The sequence below is a fragment of the Tenacibaculum profundicola genome, assembly GCF_057220795.1.
Genome location: NZ_CM170137.1, coordinates 4,348,442 through 4,364,581 on the forward strand (window position 1 = coordinate 4,348,442; position 16,140 = coordinate 4,364,581).

Here is a 16,140-nt window from a genome sequence, read left to right on the forward strand (position 1 = left end):
AAAAAATAGTGTTTGGTTAGGTTTAAATATACAAAAAAGAATTATTGATGTAAAAAACTGATATGTTGAACGCAGGTGATACCAGCAGTTTCAGTCCTTAATCGATTGTCACCTAGGTTTATAGGGCTGAAGTTGTTTGTCAAAGAATTTTCAATTTCATCCTTAGAAAAGTCGCCTTCTGGGCCAATTAAAATGGTGTAATGAGAATTTAAAAGAGCTATATTTTTTAAGTGTTTTCTTTCAGTGTTATCTTCACAATGTGCTATAAACAATTGCCCTTTAAATTTTTGTTGCATGAATTCCGAATATTTTACGGGCTCATTAAGTATAGGTAGTTTATATTGGAGCGACTGTTTCATGGCAGCTTGAATAATTTTTGATAATCGCTCAGTCTTAACAATTTTTCTTTCTGAGTTTTTGCAAATTATCGGAGTTATTTCATCGATTCCTATTTCTGTTGCTTTTTCCAGAAACCATTCTAAACGATCATTGTTTTTTGTGGGAGCTATTGCTACATGTAGGTAGTAATTTCTTTTAGAGATTTTTTTCTCTCTATGTACTACAATGGCAATACACTTTTTATCGTTCGCAATGGTTATTTGAACGCTAAACAAAAAATTATTACCATTTGTTATGTATAATGTATCACCTTCTTTTTTTCGTAGTACACGAACAATATGACGACTCTCATTTTTGTCAAAAGTAACTTGTTCTGTCTTTTCAGAAATGATAGGGTTATAAAATAGTTGCATTATAAATCAATTCTATAGGTTCTTCTTCTTTTATGCGTTGTTGGATCAAAACCTTTCCAGATCCGATGTATGGCTTTATTATCTTCTAGTTCAGGAGTTCTAATACAATTTTTTATCCCTTTTTCGGAAAAAGTTTTTTGAAATTCTCTGAACAGAATAGCGGTAACCCCTTTGTTTTGATACTCAGGGTCAACACCTATTAAATAAAAGGTTACGTCTTTAGCATTTTTTCTGGCCTGTAGTAAATGAAACAATCCAAAAGGAAAAAGCTTACCCTTTGCCTTTTGTAGCGCTTCTGAAAAGGAAGGCATTACTATGGCGAAAGCAACAATCTTTCTTTGTTTATCCAATACAAATTTTATGTATTCAGGATTGATAAAACTAATATACTTCTTCTTAAAATAATTTATTTGGGTTTTTGAAATAGGGACGTAGGTAGAAAGCTTAGAATACGACTTTCCAAATACATCAAACATTTCATCGACATAAGGCATTATATCTTTCGTTGCCGAAAAATTGAGTGCAGTAAGATGGTATCTTTTTTCAATTAAATTACCAGCTCTATTGTATTTTGTAAAACTTACATTTTTAAATAAAAACTTATTTTCTAGATATTCTTTTTCTTTTTTAAAGCCTAAACTTTCTAAATGATCTTTATAGTAAGGGTGGTTGTACCAAGTAATCATTGTGCCAATATGATCAAATCCATCAATCAGAACCCCAGTTTTATCCAAGTTATTGAACCCTATAGGTCCCTCTAAGTACGTAAGATTATTTTTAAGACCTATTTCTTTTACTTTGTTAATGAGTGCTTTACTGACTTCGATGTCATCAATAACATCAAACCAACCGAAACGCATTTTTTTTATATGTTGTATTTCTACCTCATACGTATTAATAATGGCAATTATTCTACCGACAATCTTATTGTTTTTCAGTGCAATAAAAAATTGAGCAGTGGCATGTTCAAATACTGGGTTTTTTTCCTGATCGAAAGTAGCCATCTCATCTTTGATGATTGGTGGTACCCAACATTGGTTATTTTTATATAGTGAAAAAGGAAATTTGACAAATTGTTTCATTTCCTTTTTAGTGGTTATTTCTTTAATTGTAATCATTGTCCTCTATCCGGTGATTTCTATTGTTCTTCTTCCTTTTTCTTTTCTTCTTCTTCTTCCTGTTTAATTTCTTCTTCCAGTTTTTTAATTTCTTTTTCTAATTTCAGACGTTCTTTTTCTTTACGTTTGGCTTCTTTAAGTCTATCTTTTTCTTGGCGTTTTTTGTCTTTTTCAGCATTTTTCTTTGCTTTTTTTGCTTCTCTCTTTTTGTTTTTTTTAACTTTTCGCTTTAATTTTTCATCTTCTTTAGAGATGATGTCAATTAAAGATTTTTCTCTTATTCTTTTGGGTTTTTCAGTTCTAACCTCTTCTTTTTTACCATTTGGAGAAATATCTAAATCAACCTTTTGCTCTCGTTTGCGGTCTTTTTTAAAGATCTTTTTGAATTTACTAAATAGTCTTCCAATGAAACCTCTATTTTGGTCGTATTTAATAGGCTTATCTTCTTCAATTTTGTTGCCAAATTCATCTATTTCTACAAAATTGTCTCTATGCTTATCTATTCTATAGGAAACACCTATACCCGAGGTAATACCCATTTCATTTTTTTCAATGTTCATTCTTGCAGAGGTGTTAATCTGAATATTTTTACTCAATAAATACGCAGCACCAACACCAATAGTACTTCTAGTTTGATACTTTTCGATAACACCTTGCATTTCTGCATAACCAGACCAAAAATCATTGAAATTATACGTGCCTGTTACGATATAAGAATATTCTTTAAAATCACTTCCAATATGGTTATAGTAAATATTGGTGACTACATTTAACTTGTTAGAAAATTCATTTTGAAGTAAAACTCCTACTTTGGGTGTCATATTTCCTTTATTGTGAAAATCTGATAAAACACTACCGAAGTTTAAACCTACATATACACCCACGTGAGGTATCCAGCGTTTCCAATCAAAAGAATGTCTAGCTTTCCAACTTCTTATTTCTTTAGACTTATCAGTATATTTTGGAACATATACTAAATATTTTGCCCCTAAAGAAAGATTACTTATACCCGTTTGATCGTACGAAGATTCAAAAATATTTTTAAAAGCAATTTTATCCTTTGTAATTGAGGTGTTCAAGTTGAATTCTAATTTCTCAAAAAGAAAGCTTGTTCTAAATGAAAGATCCAATCCGATTGCCTGAGGATTGCTAAATGTTTCTACAATAGGATTTTTTTTAAAGAAAAAATTAGATTCGAATTGATAAACACCAGAGCCTACACTATAAGGGCTTTCAGACAAGCCCGGTCTATTGGAATTTATGACAGAGGTGTATTGACCTTGTATTGATAGGGTTATACAAAAAAACAGAAGAAAAGAAAGTGTTTTAACCATGTTATAAAGTCAATTTTAAGTACCAATACAAACATACAGCAAAAATATGAATTACTCTATATTATAAGTTTTGTAAACTCTTAACGTTACCTTTGATATCAAATTGTTATTTTTGATTAATTTTTTTAAGATTTTTTTAGATGACAATACATCAAGCAGGACCTATGGCTTTTATACGTACATTATTAATTATTTTATTAGTGTATTATGTTGTAAAATTTTTCGTGAAATTATTCGCCCCTTATTTACTCAAAAAAGCGGTAGATAAGGTTCAAAAAAAAGCTCAACAACAATATAATGATCGAAATGAAACTACCGTTGAAGACGGTAAAACAGTAATTGATAAAAAACCTAACAAAAACAAACAAAGTAACGACTCTGTTGGAGAGTACGTTGATTTTGAAGAAATTGATTAATTATGAATGTTAAAAAAGCGCTCCCTTATATAGTGGTGATGGTTATTTTCGTAATAACCTCGTTAATTTATTTTAACCCTGTTTTAAGTGGAAAAAAAATTAAACAAAGTGATATTGCTCAGTTTGTCGGAATGTCTAGAGAAGCATCAAGTTATAGAGCTGAAAAAGGACAAGAGTCATATTGGATAGGTAATGCGTTTAGCGGAATGCCAACTTATCTAGTGGGGGCTTATTTTCCAAATGATTTTATACGTTATGTAGATAAAGCTATTCGTTTTTTACCAAGACCAGCTGATTACCTTTTTTTGTATTTTTTTGGATTCTTTATATTGCTGACAGCATTAAAAGTCGATTGGAAGTTAGCAGTTTTAGGAAGTTTGTCCTTTGGGTTTTCCACCTATTTAATTATTATTTTCGGGGCTGGCCATAATTCCAAAGCGCACGCAATTGGCTATATGCCCTTAGTTTTAGCTGGTATTTTGTACATTTTCCAGAAACGGTATTTATTAGGTTTTGTAATGACGTCACTTGCAATGGCTTTAGAAATTTGTGCTAACCATTTACAGATGACCTACTATTTGGGGTTTTGTTTGTTAATATTAGGTCTTGTTGAACTGATTGAAGCGTTTAAAAATAAAAAAATCCCTGTTTTTGCAAAACAAGTCTGTATAGCACTTGCTGCGATAGTTTTAGGTATAGGTGTTAATTCGACACGGTTATTTGCAACCAAAGAATATGCCGATCATAGTACAAGAGGACGATCAGAATTAACCATTAATCCTGATGGATCTGCTAAACAGAGAACGAGTGGTTTAGATAAAGATTATATAACCGTATACAGTTATGGAATTGCCGAAACATTTAATTTATTAATTCCTCGTTTTATGGGAGGAGGAACCCTTGAAGAACTTGATGAGAATTCACACTTTTATAATGCGATAGAAAGTAGAACAGATGCTAGAGTAGCTAAAGAGTACTCAAGTCAAGTATATACATACTGGGGTAAACAACCCATTGTTGAAGCACCAGCTTATATAGGAGTAATTGTCTTCTTCCTGTTCTTTTTAGGTATATTTTTAGTTAGGGGGAAATGGAAATACTGGTTGGTAAGCGCTACTGTTTTTTCTATTGTAATGAGTTGGGGAAGGAATTTTCCGATACCTACAAATTTCTTTATAGATTATTTTCCTTTATATAACAAATTTAGAGCGGTTTCTTCAATTCAAGTTATTGCCGAATTATGTATACCTGTTTTGGCGGTGCTTGGATTGAGAGATTTTTTCTCAGCAAAGACGAATTCTGAAGAAAAACTAGAAGCTCTCAAGAAAGCCTTTTATGTAGTAGGAGGAATTACCCTGATGTTTGCCCTTATAGGAACAAGTTTGTTTAGCTTTGAAGGCTTACACGATGCACAATATCAACAGTTGTTTCCTGAATTAACGGATGCGTTGATTGCAGATAGAAAGTCGATGTTGGTGAATGATAGTTTACGCTCATTTGCATTCGTTTTAGGTTCATCTGCAATTTTATGGCTCTTTCTTAAAAAGAAAATAAGAAAAACGCTGGTGATTGTATTAATGCTACTTTTAATAGTTTTTGATTTAGTGACGGTTGATTTAAAGTATGTGAATAAAGAAAATTTTACTACGTCAAGAAAAGTTTATAAGCCGTTTACCCTTGCCAAAGTAGATAAACAAATTTTAGAAGATAAATCGAATTATCGAGTAGCTAATTTTGCAGGAAATATGTTGAATGAGGCACGTACGTCTTATTTTCATAATTCAATAGGAGGGTACCACGCGGCAAAAATGAGACGTTATCAAGAATTGTTTGAATACCAGATTGGTAAGAATAATTTTGAAATGTTAAATATGTTAAATGTTAAATATTTCATTTTAGGTGAAGACAAGTTGCAAATGAATCCAGATGCAAATGGTAATGTATGGTTTGTGAATAAATTGAAATTGACAAACTCCCCTAATGAAGAAATGCAAGCTCTAGATAGTTTGAAGACAAAAGAGGAGGCAGTTATAAATAAAAATGAATTTAGGAGCTATGCTGATTTGATTAACCATGTTGAATTTGAGAAAGATACTACAGCAACTATTAGTTTAGTAAAGTACGATGTGGCTAGGTTAAGATATAAAAGTAGTGCTCAAAAAGAGCAGTTTGCTGTTTTTTCTGAGGTTTACTACCAAAATGGCTGGAATGCTTATGTTGATGGAGAATTAACACCGCATGCTCGGGTTAATTATGTTTTAAGAGGAATTAAAGTTCCGGAAGGAAATCATGTGATAGAATTTAAATTTGAACCAACGATTATAGCAACAGGTAATAGAGTTACAATCATTTCCTATTTGTTACTTTTAATCGTGCCTTTAATTATGTTATACAAACAAACAAGGGATAAAGCACATCTGGTTGAGAAATAATGCTATTTGCCTTAAGAACATAATATAGGGTTATATCTGCTAAAAAATAGTTAGCATAGAAAGGCATCAAGCACTTATGTGTTTGATGCTTTTTTGTTGAAGAGAAATTAAGGAACTTAGTACATATTTGACAGAATCAGCGAATTTTTAAAAATATATAGATACAACACCTATGTTGAATTGCATATAAAAATGGAGATGCCCTGCATAATTTTTCGTTTTTACAAAAATATACTGATTAGAAAACGATATTATTTAATAACTGTTTAATTTAATAAAAGAATAATAATACATTTGTTGTAAAATGAAATAAATGTATAAAAAGCTACCTACTAAGAGATACAACCATACACTTGTTTTTTTAAAAAAGCACATTCCTCCACCAGCTACTATTTTAGATTTAGGTGTTAGAAACCCATTCAGCGAAGTTATGGAAGAAAATGGATATACCGTATACAATACTGAAGGGGAGGACTTAGACTTGTTGCCAGAAGTAGTAAAAAAGCATAAAGTTGATGCAGTAACAGCTTTTGAGATTTTTGAACATTTAATTGCTCCATTTAACGTATTAAGAGAAATAGAAACTAAAAAAATTGTCACTACAATTCCTTTGAAATTATGGTTCAGTGCAGCTTATAGAAGTAAGACGGATATATGGGATAGGCATTATCATGAATTTGAAGATTGGCAATATGATTGGTTGTTAGAAAAATCGGGATGGGATATTGTGGCTAGAAAACAATGGACAAATCCTGTAATGAGGTTTGGAATTCGGCCAATACTAAGAAGTTTTACGCCCAGATATTATGCAGTTTATGCGGAAAAACAAAAAATGAAAAACGAATGAGAATAGGAATGATATTGGATAACGTGTATCCACCAGATCCCAGAGTTGAAAATGAAGCTATAGAATTGATTAAGGAAGGGCATATCGTTTTTTTATTCTGTTTAACATATGAAAAAGTTACGAAAGAAGAAGTTGTAAAGGAAATTAATGTAAGAAGATATAAAACAAATCTTTTCGATTTCAAAATGTCAGCATTAGTCTATACAATACCAGTGTATTCGTTATGTATGAGTTTGAAAATTAAAGATTTTGTAAAAAGAAACAAAATTGAAATACTTCATATACACGATATTCGAATTGCTGAAGCAGTTTTTAAAGCAAATAAAAGTTTCAATTTGCCAGTGGTGTTAGATTTACATGAAAATAGGCCTGAGATAATGAGGTTTTATCCTCATATGCAAAAACTTAGAGGTAAATTGTTCATATCAATAAACAAGTGGAAGAAAAAAGAAGAGGAATTCATTAGAATGGCAAATGCAACTATTGTAGTGACAGAGGAAGCGAAAAATGAGATTGTTGATAGAGTTCAAGTAGCTGCTGAAAATATTGTTGTGGTTCCTAATACGGTTAGAAAATCATTTTTTAATGATACTTTGAAAATACCTGATATACCGTTTCAAAAATCAGTAACGGATTTTACATTACTTTATCTAGGAGATACTGGAAAAAGAAGAGGGTTGGCAACTGTGCTTAGCAGTATTGCAGTTCTAAAGAAAACAATCAAAAACATTAAGTTTATAGTTGTTGGGAAATCAGGTCATTGGTTAGAGAAAATGATCTTAGATCTAGGCTTGTCAAATGAGGTTAAACTGATGGGATGGCAAAATGATACAACTTTTCCTAAATGGATTCGCAATGCAGATGTATGTGTATCACCTTTGCATAGAAATATACACCATGATACTACCTATGCAAATAAGATTTTCCAATACATGAGTATTGGAAAACCATTAGTAGTCAGTGATGCCAAGGCTCAAAAAGATATAATTGAAAGGGCAAAAGCAGGTTTAGTTCATGAAGCAGAAAATACTAGTGATTTTACGGAGAAAATAGTAGCTTTATATAATGATAGTAAATTAAGAGAACGATTAGGAGCAAATGGGAAAAATTTTGTAGGAGATCACTTTACCTGGGATAAGACCTCAAAAGAATTAAAACAACTATATAAAAATTTAGCTTGAAAGTATTAATTATAACTTATTATTGGCCCCCTGCTGGAGGTCCTGGAGTACAACGTTGGTTGAAGTTTGTGAAATACTTGCGTCAATTTGATGTTGAACCCGTTGTTTTTACTGCGGATAACCCTAGTTATCCTGTTATTGATCAATCTCTAAAGGAAGATGTTCCAGAGGGTATCGAAATAATTAAATGTCCAATTATAGAACCCAATGCTGTTATTTCTCGGTTTAAGAGAAATACTGCTGAAAAAAGTCTTGGATTTTTTAATCCTAATCCAACACGATTCGATAGATTGTTAATGTACATTCGAGCAAACTATTTTATTCCAGATGCAAGAAAATTTTGGGTTAAACCTTCGGTGAATCGCTTAAAGAAATATTTGTCAAAGAATAAAGTTGACCTTATTATAACAACTGGACCTCCGTATAGTGTTCACCTAATTGGTTTAGCGATAAGAAAGCAATATGACATTAAATGGATTGCTGATTTCAGAGACCCTTGGACAACTGTTGATTATTTTCATCTATTGCCATTGACAAAATCGTCTTTAAAAAAGCACTATCAATTGGAAGAAAAAGTGGTGAGTTCGGCTGATGGTGTTTTAATGGTGAGTAACCATGCGAAGAAAAGATACGAAGATAAAGCAAAGTCTATTGAAGTTATTACCAATGGTTTTGATGTTGATGGTATAGAAGGTGAAGAGAAGAGTAGTACAGATACTAAGTTTTCAATTACTCATATTGGAATGATGAATTCGGAACGAAACCCTAAAATACTATGGGAGGTGTTATCTGAGTTGTCTATAGAAGATAGCAAATTTTCGGATGATTTGGTGCTTAGATTTATCGGGAAGATTGATGATACAATTGCAAAAGAAATAGAAAATCATCAAATTAAGAACGTAGAAAAAGTAAGTTACGTACCACACCCAATAGCTAAACAATATCAAAGAGAAACACAAGTATTACTTATTGTAGTAAACGATTATCCAAGTGCAAAAGAAATGATTCCTGGTAAAACATTTGAGTACTTGCAAGCAAAAAGACCTATTATTGGTATTGGCCCAGAAGATGGCGATTTAGCCGCTATATTAGAAAACATGAACGCTGGTGAAGTTGCAGATTATCAAAATAAAAAGAAATTGAAGAACTTTATAAAAGAGTTGTATAGTAAGTACAAACAAGAAGGTATTCCGCCGATCGAAAATAATATTGAAAAATACCATAGAAAAAGTTTGACTAAAGATTTAGTAGGGTTTATTCAAGAAGTGTATAATAACTAATAAAAAAGTATCATAAATTGGGAATAATATTCAAACAATCATTTAAGAATACATTAGTAATCTATTTAGGTTTTTTAATTGGAGGAATTAATACGATTGTTTTATATGCACGTTTCTTAAAAGATGATTATTATGGTTTAGTTACCTATATTTTGTCGTCTTCAAATTTAATAATGCCTGTTACGGCATTTGGAATTCATTACACTATTGTAAAGTTTTATTCAGGGTATAAAACAAATGAACAAAGAGATAAATTTTTGAGTTCTGTAATATTACTACCTATGATAATTGCCTTAGTCATAGGCTACTTTTGGAATTATTTTCATTTATGGGTGTTGGGCTTTGTTGCAGAAGAAAACACCATTGTTGAGAATTATACAATTTATATATATATTATTGCGGTTTGTTGTGCATACTTTGAAGTATTTTATTCTTGGGCTAAGGTACAAATGCAATCCGTTTTTGGAAATCTATTAAAAGAACTTTACAATAGATTGGCAGTAATGATATTATTGTTTGCGGTCTACTTTAATTGGATTACAAAACAAGAATTTATATGTTATCTATCGTATGCATATATTCTTAGAACTATGTTAATGATGTTCTATGCTTTTAAACTGTATCTACCTAAATTTTATTTTTCAGTACCTAACAACTATAAAGAAGTATTACGATATACGTTTTTTATTATTTTAGCGGGAAGTGCTAGTGCGATAATTTTAGATATAGATAAATTTATGATTGCAGGAAAGGATACCTTTAATAAAGCTGCATATTATAGTGTTGCTGTTTTTATAGGCTCATTTATTGAAGCACCTAGTAGAGCAATGACGCAAATTTTACAACCTTTAACCTCTAAATCTATTAATGAAAATAACTCAAAAGAAGTACTAAGTCTTTATAAAAAGAGCTCTATTAATTTGTTGTTAATAGGTGGGCTTTTCTTTATTTTAGTCAATGCCAATGTTACAGAGTTGTTCAAGATGATGCCTGTTGGGTATGCAGGGGGTGAATGGGTAGTACTCATGATATCAGGGGCCAAGTTGTTTAACATGTCCTTAGGGAATAATGGAGCCATTATTAACAATTCCAAATTCTATAAAATAACACTATTTACGGGAGCTGCCATGGCTTTGATGGTTTGGCTCTTAAATAAATATTTTTATTATAATTTAAATTACGAGACCGAAGGATTGGCCTTGTCCACATTACTAACGTTTCTCACATCTGGACTCTTTAAATTATGGTATGTAAATAATAAATTAGAGATGTTTCCTTATACGAAGAAAACCGTATTGATACTCGTGGTAATAGTAAGCTTATTTCTAGTATTCAATTATTGGGATTTTAATATAAGTGAAGTAAAACTTTTGAATTTTTCTATTGAACCTGCTATTAACATTGTAGGTAAGAGTGTAATAATAATACCGCTATACATATATATTATATACAAATTAAAGGTATCTGCACAAATTAATAACTTAATTGGAAAATTAATTTAAAAAGAAGAGGTTTGTTAAAAACAAACCTTACTTCTATATAAGGGGAAACCAAAATATCAAGGAGAAAAAGAATTCTACCTTAAGTATTTTCTAGAGAAGTAAAGGTATATTTAATATTAAAACGTGTGATTAACATATGTTTATAATTACACCGAATATAGTTTTTTTCTAATTCTACTAAGTTGAACTGGAGTAATATTTAAAAAGGAAGCAATGTGATATTGTGGAATTAAATTATCAATTTCAGGAATGTCTTTTTTGATTTTTAGATAGCGTTCAGTCGCATTTAAAAGAGCTAATTCATCCACTCGCTTTTCAGTTCTAATAAATATATGCTCTAAAACTTTAGAATAAAAAATAGCAAGCTCATGATTGGTTTTTGTAAGACTTAAAAATTTATTAAAGTCACCTTCAAAAACCTCACAATCGGTTAAACAATCATAAGTAGCATTTGCTTCATTTTTCTGAATTAAAGATGACAGTGCCCCGAAGGTACTTAGCGGAGTGTATAGCGTCCTTATATGCTCTCTAGCTTCGGGCCCTTTTATGAAACTCCTAGTTACACCTTTTTTTAAGATATAAAAATTACTAGGAACTTGACCTTGTTTTAAAACGACCTTCCCTTTCTGGAAGTATTTTAACGTAATAATTGAGCTAAATAACTCAACAGACTGCAATGAGATATTTGGATGAAAATATCTCATAAATTGTTCAATAACATTTCGCATAAAAAACTTATTTATGTACTTAAAAGTAATTAAGTTGTTCGTTACAACTTAAAATACAGTAAGACAAATACATGGGGGACAAATAAGTGTCTACTCCAAATTTATGGAAATTTTTTCTAAAAAGCTAATAGCATTTGCGCCCTCCATGAATAATAGGTCTAAAATCGAAAGATTTGAAAGGAATCCATGTTTATCATCAAACATTTGAATGTATTGATCCATTTGAATTTCGATTCCTTTTTTAGCAATGGCTAAAGTTCTATAGTCTTTTAGGTCACTAATACTATTATACTTAGTAGTGATGTTATAGTCATCTTTTAGTTGTAGAGCATCCATCACAAAAAGATGTGTATCTATAGTAACGTCTTGCAGAAACTTATATTTTTTGTTAAATATGGTATGTAAATCTTGTTCAAAGAATTCAAAAAAAGGAGAAGATCTGTAAGCCGACTGCAACGATTTAAAATGTTGTTGTTGCCAAGGAAAATTATTTTCAACTACAATATCTTTTGTTTTTTTTCTTCCTTCAGAAGATATATGTTTTGTTGGGATATTTAATGATAATTTACCATTTGCTCCATAGATATAACATCGACTTCGATAGGTTTGTTTTTGAAAATTATCCTCAAATTCAAAGGTGATCGAATCACATTGATATATAGCTGCATATTGAGCTATTGGAGCAAAATAGGTCGGAATAAAAAGTGACATTATTGTTTTTTTCTACCTTTACGGAAATTATAAAGAGTATAACCAGCTATTAAAGTAATTACTATCCATAAATAAGAAACAGGTTTACCATTACCGCCAACAGTTGTAAACATTCTATCCCAACGGATGGATTTTAATTTAGCTATAAAATTAGGTGCTTTAGGGTCCCAGCTTAACCAAATCATTACAGGTTTACCTACAACATGGTCAAAAGGAACGTAACCCCAATTTCTAGCATCTAACGAGTTCTGACGATTGTCACCCATCATCCAATAGTAATCTTGTTTGAAGGTATAAGTAGTAGCCTTTTTTCCATTAATATAAATACTACCACCGAAAATAGTTAAATCATTTTTTTCATATCTGCGAATAATTTGCTCGTAAAAAGGGATACTATTTTCATTTATATCAACAGTTACTCCTTTTTTGGGGATGTATATTGGGCCAAAGTTATCCGAAGACCAAGCGTATTTTGGACTATGAGGAAAAACTGCTTTATCATAAAACCCTTTAGGCTTTAGTGTTTTTTCAATACTCTTAACAATTGGGTTTTTGGCTACTAAGGCAGCTTCTGCATCTGTTAAATTTAAAATATATTTGCCATCCTTTGGTGCCCACTCGCGTATATTATATCTTTCAACGGCTCCTTTGCTGAAACTTTCTCCCCCAGTATCTACTAAGAAAAACCATTGTGGTTTTGCTCGGTCAGGCAGTACTGTTTTTTTACCGTCGATATATACATAACCATCACGAACTTCTAAACTATCACCAGCAATACCAACGCAGCGTTTTACATAGTTTGTACGCTTATCAATTGGTTTATAAGTATGTTTTCCAGAGGTATCTCCCCACATTGTTTTGGTGGTATCTGCTGGCCAACTAAAAACAACAATATCGTTACGATTAATTTTTTGAATAGCAGGTAAACGCATATAAGGTAGCGTTAATTTATTTTTCCAACTGTTTTTCTTTTCGGGGTTATCTTCTGATAAAAATGATTTAGCTCCTAAAAAAGGAATGGAATCATGAGCCATTGGTGCTGCGATTGTAGTCATAGGTACACGAGCTCCATAATGAAACTTACTAACAAATAGATAATCTCCAACTAATAACGATTTTTCCAATGATGATGTAGGGATAGTATATGGCTGTATAAAATAAGTATGCACTAAAGTAGCAACGATAATAGCAAAAGAGATAGAGCTCAACCATTCGTCAACAGAATTAGGTGGTTTTAAACTGCGATTTTTTTTATGAACTGCATTAGTGGCATAGTTTAAAAAGAAAATATAGAATCCAAATGTGATAATGGCTAATAGTGTGTCTTTTCCTTTATTAAAACCAAAACTTCTGCAAGTTTCAATCCATATAATAGGAAACATTAATAAATTGATGATTGGCACAAACAATAATACCACCCACCAAACAGGACGCCCTATGATACGCATTAAAATTACTGCATTGTAAAGAGGCACAGCAGCTTCCCATGCTTGTCTTCCTGCTCTTATATAGAGTTTCCAAGTTCCTAAAAAATGAATTACTTGAATTACTAAAAAGAAAATAAACCATTCTGTTAATGTCATAATATCAATATTTTATTCACGGTTAGACTATTTGGTCAGTTTATTAGTCTAGTTATCATTAAAAAGTTACTCTTTTAACCTAAGTTTAACACGTCATTCATAGTGAAAACCCCTGTTTTGTTCACTAGCCACTCAGCAGCAATAACGGCCCCTAAAGCAAAGCCTTGCCTATTATGGGCAGTATGTTTGATTTCTATAGAATCTATGCTAGAATGATAGTTAATTGTATGAGTACCCGGAACATCAGCGGTGCGAATTGCTGATATTGGAATACTGGTTTCCGAAGTTTGTTTATCCAACTCCCAAGAATCATGACCTGAATTTTCTATAATTCCTTCAGCTAGTGTAATAGCAGTACCACTTGGTGCATCTAATTTTTTTGTATGATGAATTTCTTCAATTGAAACATTATATTGTTCTAACGAATTCATCATCTTAGCTAATTGCTTGTTTAACTCAAAAAAAATAGTAACCCCCAAGCTAAAATTGGAAGCATAGATAAAAGCACCTTGTTTTTCATTACATAAGCTGATAATGTCTTTGTATTTATCCAGCCAACCCGTTGTTCCAGAAACAACAGGAACTTTGTGATTGATACAATTAGAAATATTGTCAAAAGCAACATCAGGAACACTGAAGTCTATGGCAACATCAGCTAAATTTATGTCGTAATTATCTTTTCCAGCATATTTTATAACAATGTCATGACCTCTCTGTAAAGCTATTTTTTCAATTTCTTTACCCATTTTACCATATCCAAGTAAGGCTATTTTCATTTTTTTAAAAAGAATATTTAAATGTTAAACCAACCTTTGGTGATTCAAACATCGCAGGATCAGTTGAAATTGTTGGTTTTATTGATAAGTTATCATCTGTATTAAATTGAAGTAAATGTGCGTTAACACTCGCTTCAACAATTTGTAATACATATAATAAGATACCTGTTAATAACGAGAGATCTCGATTCTTCCTAAGCACTTTTTGAGCATTTTCTAAACCAGCGATAGAAATATTAGGATTCCCATTTTCACCATTAAATTCATCTGGAAGACCTTGTTCTCGTTGTTTAAAAGCGGTTCTATATCGATCGTAATCATTACTGTTAATAACGTAGTAATAAACACTAGAACCGATAGCACCCCATACGATAGGTGCTTTCCAGTATTTTTTATTGTAAATCTGACCTCCACCAGGGAAAATAGCCGAATAGAAAGCTGCTTTTGAAGGAGAAAGAGGGTTGTACTCATTACTCTTCAATTGATGTTTTTTGATTTTAGGTTCTACCACCAGTGAATCTTTTTGAGCATATAAACCATATGACAAAAAAGAACTAAAAAAAACAAGTATGAAATTTTTTAAAGACAATTACTTTAACAAGTTTTTTATTCGATTAAAATCTTCTTCAGAAGTGAATGATATAGAAATTTTACCTTTACCTCGGTTGTTAACAGAAACATCTACTTTATTGCCGAAGTAGTTGCCAATAACCTCCGCTCCATCAGATATGTATTTAGGTAATACTTTCTTTTTTGCTGCTTTAACTACGGTACCAGCTTTTAAATTTTTTACAAGTTCTTCTGTTTGACGCACAGAAAGTTTGTCTCTAACAATTTTCTCATAAATATTTAATTGATCTGTAGTACTATCAACATTTATAAGCGCCCTACCATGCCCCATAGAAATAAAACTATCTCGCATTCCTGTTTGAATAATAGGGTCCAGTTTTAACAAGCGTAAGTAGTTTGTTACTGTAGAACGTTTTTTACCAACACGCGTACTTAATTCTTCTTGAGTTAATTTAATTTCATCTATGAGTCGCTGATAAGAAAGAGCAACTTCGATAGGATCAAGATTTTTACGTTGGATATTTTCAACCAATGCCATTTCTAGCATCTCTTGATCATTTGCTAAGCGTATGTAAGCCGGAATAGTTTCGTTTCCGATTAATTTTGATGCTCTAAAACGACGTTCACCTGAAACTAATTGAAATTTATTACTTTCTAACTTACGAACTGTTATAGGTTGAATTACACCTAAAGTTTCAATTGAACTAGCTAATTCGCGCAAGGCTTCTTCATCAAAATAAGTTCTTGGTTGGAATGGATTAACTTCAATTGAATTAATATTTATTTCAATGATGCTTCCTACTAACTTATCGGCGTTTTTATCTGAAGCCGATTTTACTTCTTCAGTTTCTTTTAATAATGCCGATAACCCTCTACCAAGAGCTTGTTTTTTTGTTGCTTTTGCCATTAC

15 protein-coding genes are annotated in these 16,140 nt (G+C 31.5%); 6 read left to right on the forward strand and 9 right to left on the reverse strand.

Annotated features, from left to right (window positions below; all coding sequences use genetic code 11):
* Positions 1–41: 41 nt before the first annotated feature.
* From AC2TDS_RS17830 to AC2TDS_RS17840, 3 genes are read right to left on the reverse strand one after another with little or no spacing between them, the layout of a single operon-like run.
* A complete protein-coding gene (locus AC2TDS_RS17830; RefSeq protein ID WP_484736927.1) occupies positions 42–752 on the reverse strand; it encodes a 16S rRNA (uracil(1498)-N(3))-methyltransferase in 711 nt (236 codons plus the stop codon).
* Positions 752–1,870, reverse strand: coding sequence for an N-acetyltransferase (locus tag AC2TDS_RS17835; protein WP_484736928.1), 1,119 nt, complete (start codon positions 1,868–1,870; stop codon positions 752–754). Before AC2TDS_RS17835 ends, AC2TDS_RS17830 begins: the two co-directional genes overlap by 1 nt.
* A gap of 20 nt (positions 1,871–1,890) precedes the next feature.
* Complete coding sequence (locus tag AC2TDS_RS17840; RefSeq protein WP_484736929.1) at positions 1,891–3,204, reverse strand: transporter; 1,314 nt, start codon at positions 3,202–3,204, stop codon at positions 1,891–1,893.
* 140 nt (positions 3,205–3,344) lie between these two features.
* Between AC2TDS_RS17840 and AC2TDS_RS17845 the strand changes: the two genes are divergently transcribed.
* From AC2TDS_RS17845 to AC2TDS_RS17870, 6 genes are all read left to right on the forward strand, one after another.
* Positions 3,345–3,620 (forward strand): DUF4834 family protein, encoded by a 276-nt coding sequence (locus AC2TDS_RS17845; protein ID WP_484736930.1) that lies wholly within the window; start codon positions 3,345–3,347, stop codon positions 3,618–3,620.
* Between the two features lie 2 nt (positions 3,621–3,622).
* The gene (locus AC2TDS_RS17850) at positions 3,623–6,052 is read left to right on the forward strand and encodes a YfhO family protein (RefSeq protein ID WP_484736931.1); all 2,430 of its coding nucleotides are present in this window, start codon (positions 3,623–3,625) and stop codon (positions 6,050–6,052) included.
* Positions 6,053–6,365: 313 nt separating this feature from the next.
* The gene (locus AC2TDS_RS17855; protein WP_484736932.1) at positions 6,366–6,899 is read left to right on the forward strand and encodes a class I SAM-dependent methyltransferase; all 534 of its coding nucleotides are present in this window, start codon (positions 6,366–6,368) and stop codon (positions 6,897–6,899) included.
* Positions 6,896–8,080 carry a glycosyltransferase family 4 protein gene (locus AC2TDS_RS17860; RefSeq protein ID WP_484736933.1) on the forward strand — a complete coding sequence of 395 codons (1,185 nt, stop codon included), beginning with the start codon at positions 6,896–6,898 and terminating at the stop codon, positions 8,078–8,080. The genes AC2TDS_RS17855 and AC2TDS_RS17860 overlap by 4 nt, the downstream gene beginning before the upstream one ends.
* Positions 8,077–9,360, forward strand: coding sequence for a glycosyltransferase family 4 protein (locus tag AC2TDS_RS17865; RefSeq protein ID WP_484736934.1), 1,284 nt, complete (start codon positions 8,077–8,079; stop codon positions 9,358–9,360). Before AC2TDS_RS17860 ends, AC2TDS_RS17865 begins: the two co-directional genes overlap by 4 nt.
* 17 nt (positions 9,361–9,377) lie before the next feature.
* Positions 9,378–10,862 carry a lipopolysaccharide biosynthesis protein gene (locus AC2TDS_RS17870; protein ID WP_484736935.1) on the forward strand — a complete coding sequence of 495 codons (1,485 nt, stop codon included), beginning with the start codon at positions 9,378–9,380 and terminating at the stop codon, positions 10,860–10,862.
* A 146-nt stretch (positions 10,863–11,008) separates the two neighbouring features.
* On the opposite strand, the gene AC2TDS_RS17875 is transcribed toward AC2TDS_RS17870, so the two are convergent.
* From AC2TDS_RS17875 to AC2TDS_RS17900, 6 genes are all read right to left on the reverse strand, one after another.
* Positions 11,009–11,590, reverse strand: a complete 582-nt coding sequence (locus tag AC2TDS_RS17875; protein WP_484736936.1) for a Crp/Fnr family transcriptional regulator — start codon at positions 11,588–11,590, stop codon at positions 11,009–11,011.
* A 90-nt stretch (positions 11,591–11,680) separates the two neighbouring features.
* Entirely contained in the window at positions 11,681–12,301 is a 621-nt protein-coding gene (locus tag AC2TDS_RS17880) for a WbqC family protein (RefSeq protein WP_484736937.1), read from the reverse strand.
* Positions 12,301–13,884 carry a signal peptidase I gene (gene lepB, locus AC2TDS_RS17885; RefSeq protein ID WP_484736938.1) on the reverse strand — a complete coding sequence of 528 codons (1,584 nt, stop codon included), beginning with the start codon at positions 13,882–13,884 and terminating at the stop codon, positions 12,301–12,303. Before lepB ends, AC2TDS_RS17880 begins: the two co-directional genes overlap by 1 nt.
* 74 nt (positions 13,885–13,958) lie before the next feature.
* Entirely contained in the window at positions 13,959–14,660 is a 702-nt protein-coding gene (gene dapB / locus AC2TDS_RS17890; protein WP_484736939.1) for a 4-hydroxy-tetrahydrodipicolinate reductase, read from the reverse strand.
* 4 nt (positions 14,661–14,664) lie between these two features.
* The gene (locus AC2TDS_RS17895) at positions 14,665–15,171 is read right to left on the reverse strand and encodes a DUF5683 domain-containing protein (RefSeq protein WP_484736940.1); all 507 of its coding nucleotides are present in this window, start codon (positions 15,169–15,171) and stop codon (positions 14,665–14,667) included.
* Between the two features lie 78 nt (positions 15,172–15,249).
* Positions 15,250–16,137: a ParB/RepB/Spo0J family partition protein gene (locus tag AC2TDS_RS17900; protein ID WP_484736941.1), complete on the reverse strand. Its 888-nt coding sequence runs from the start codon at positions 16,135–16,137 to the stop codon at positions 15,250–15,252.
* Positions 16,138–16,140: the final 3 nt, after the last annotated feature.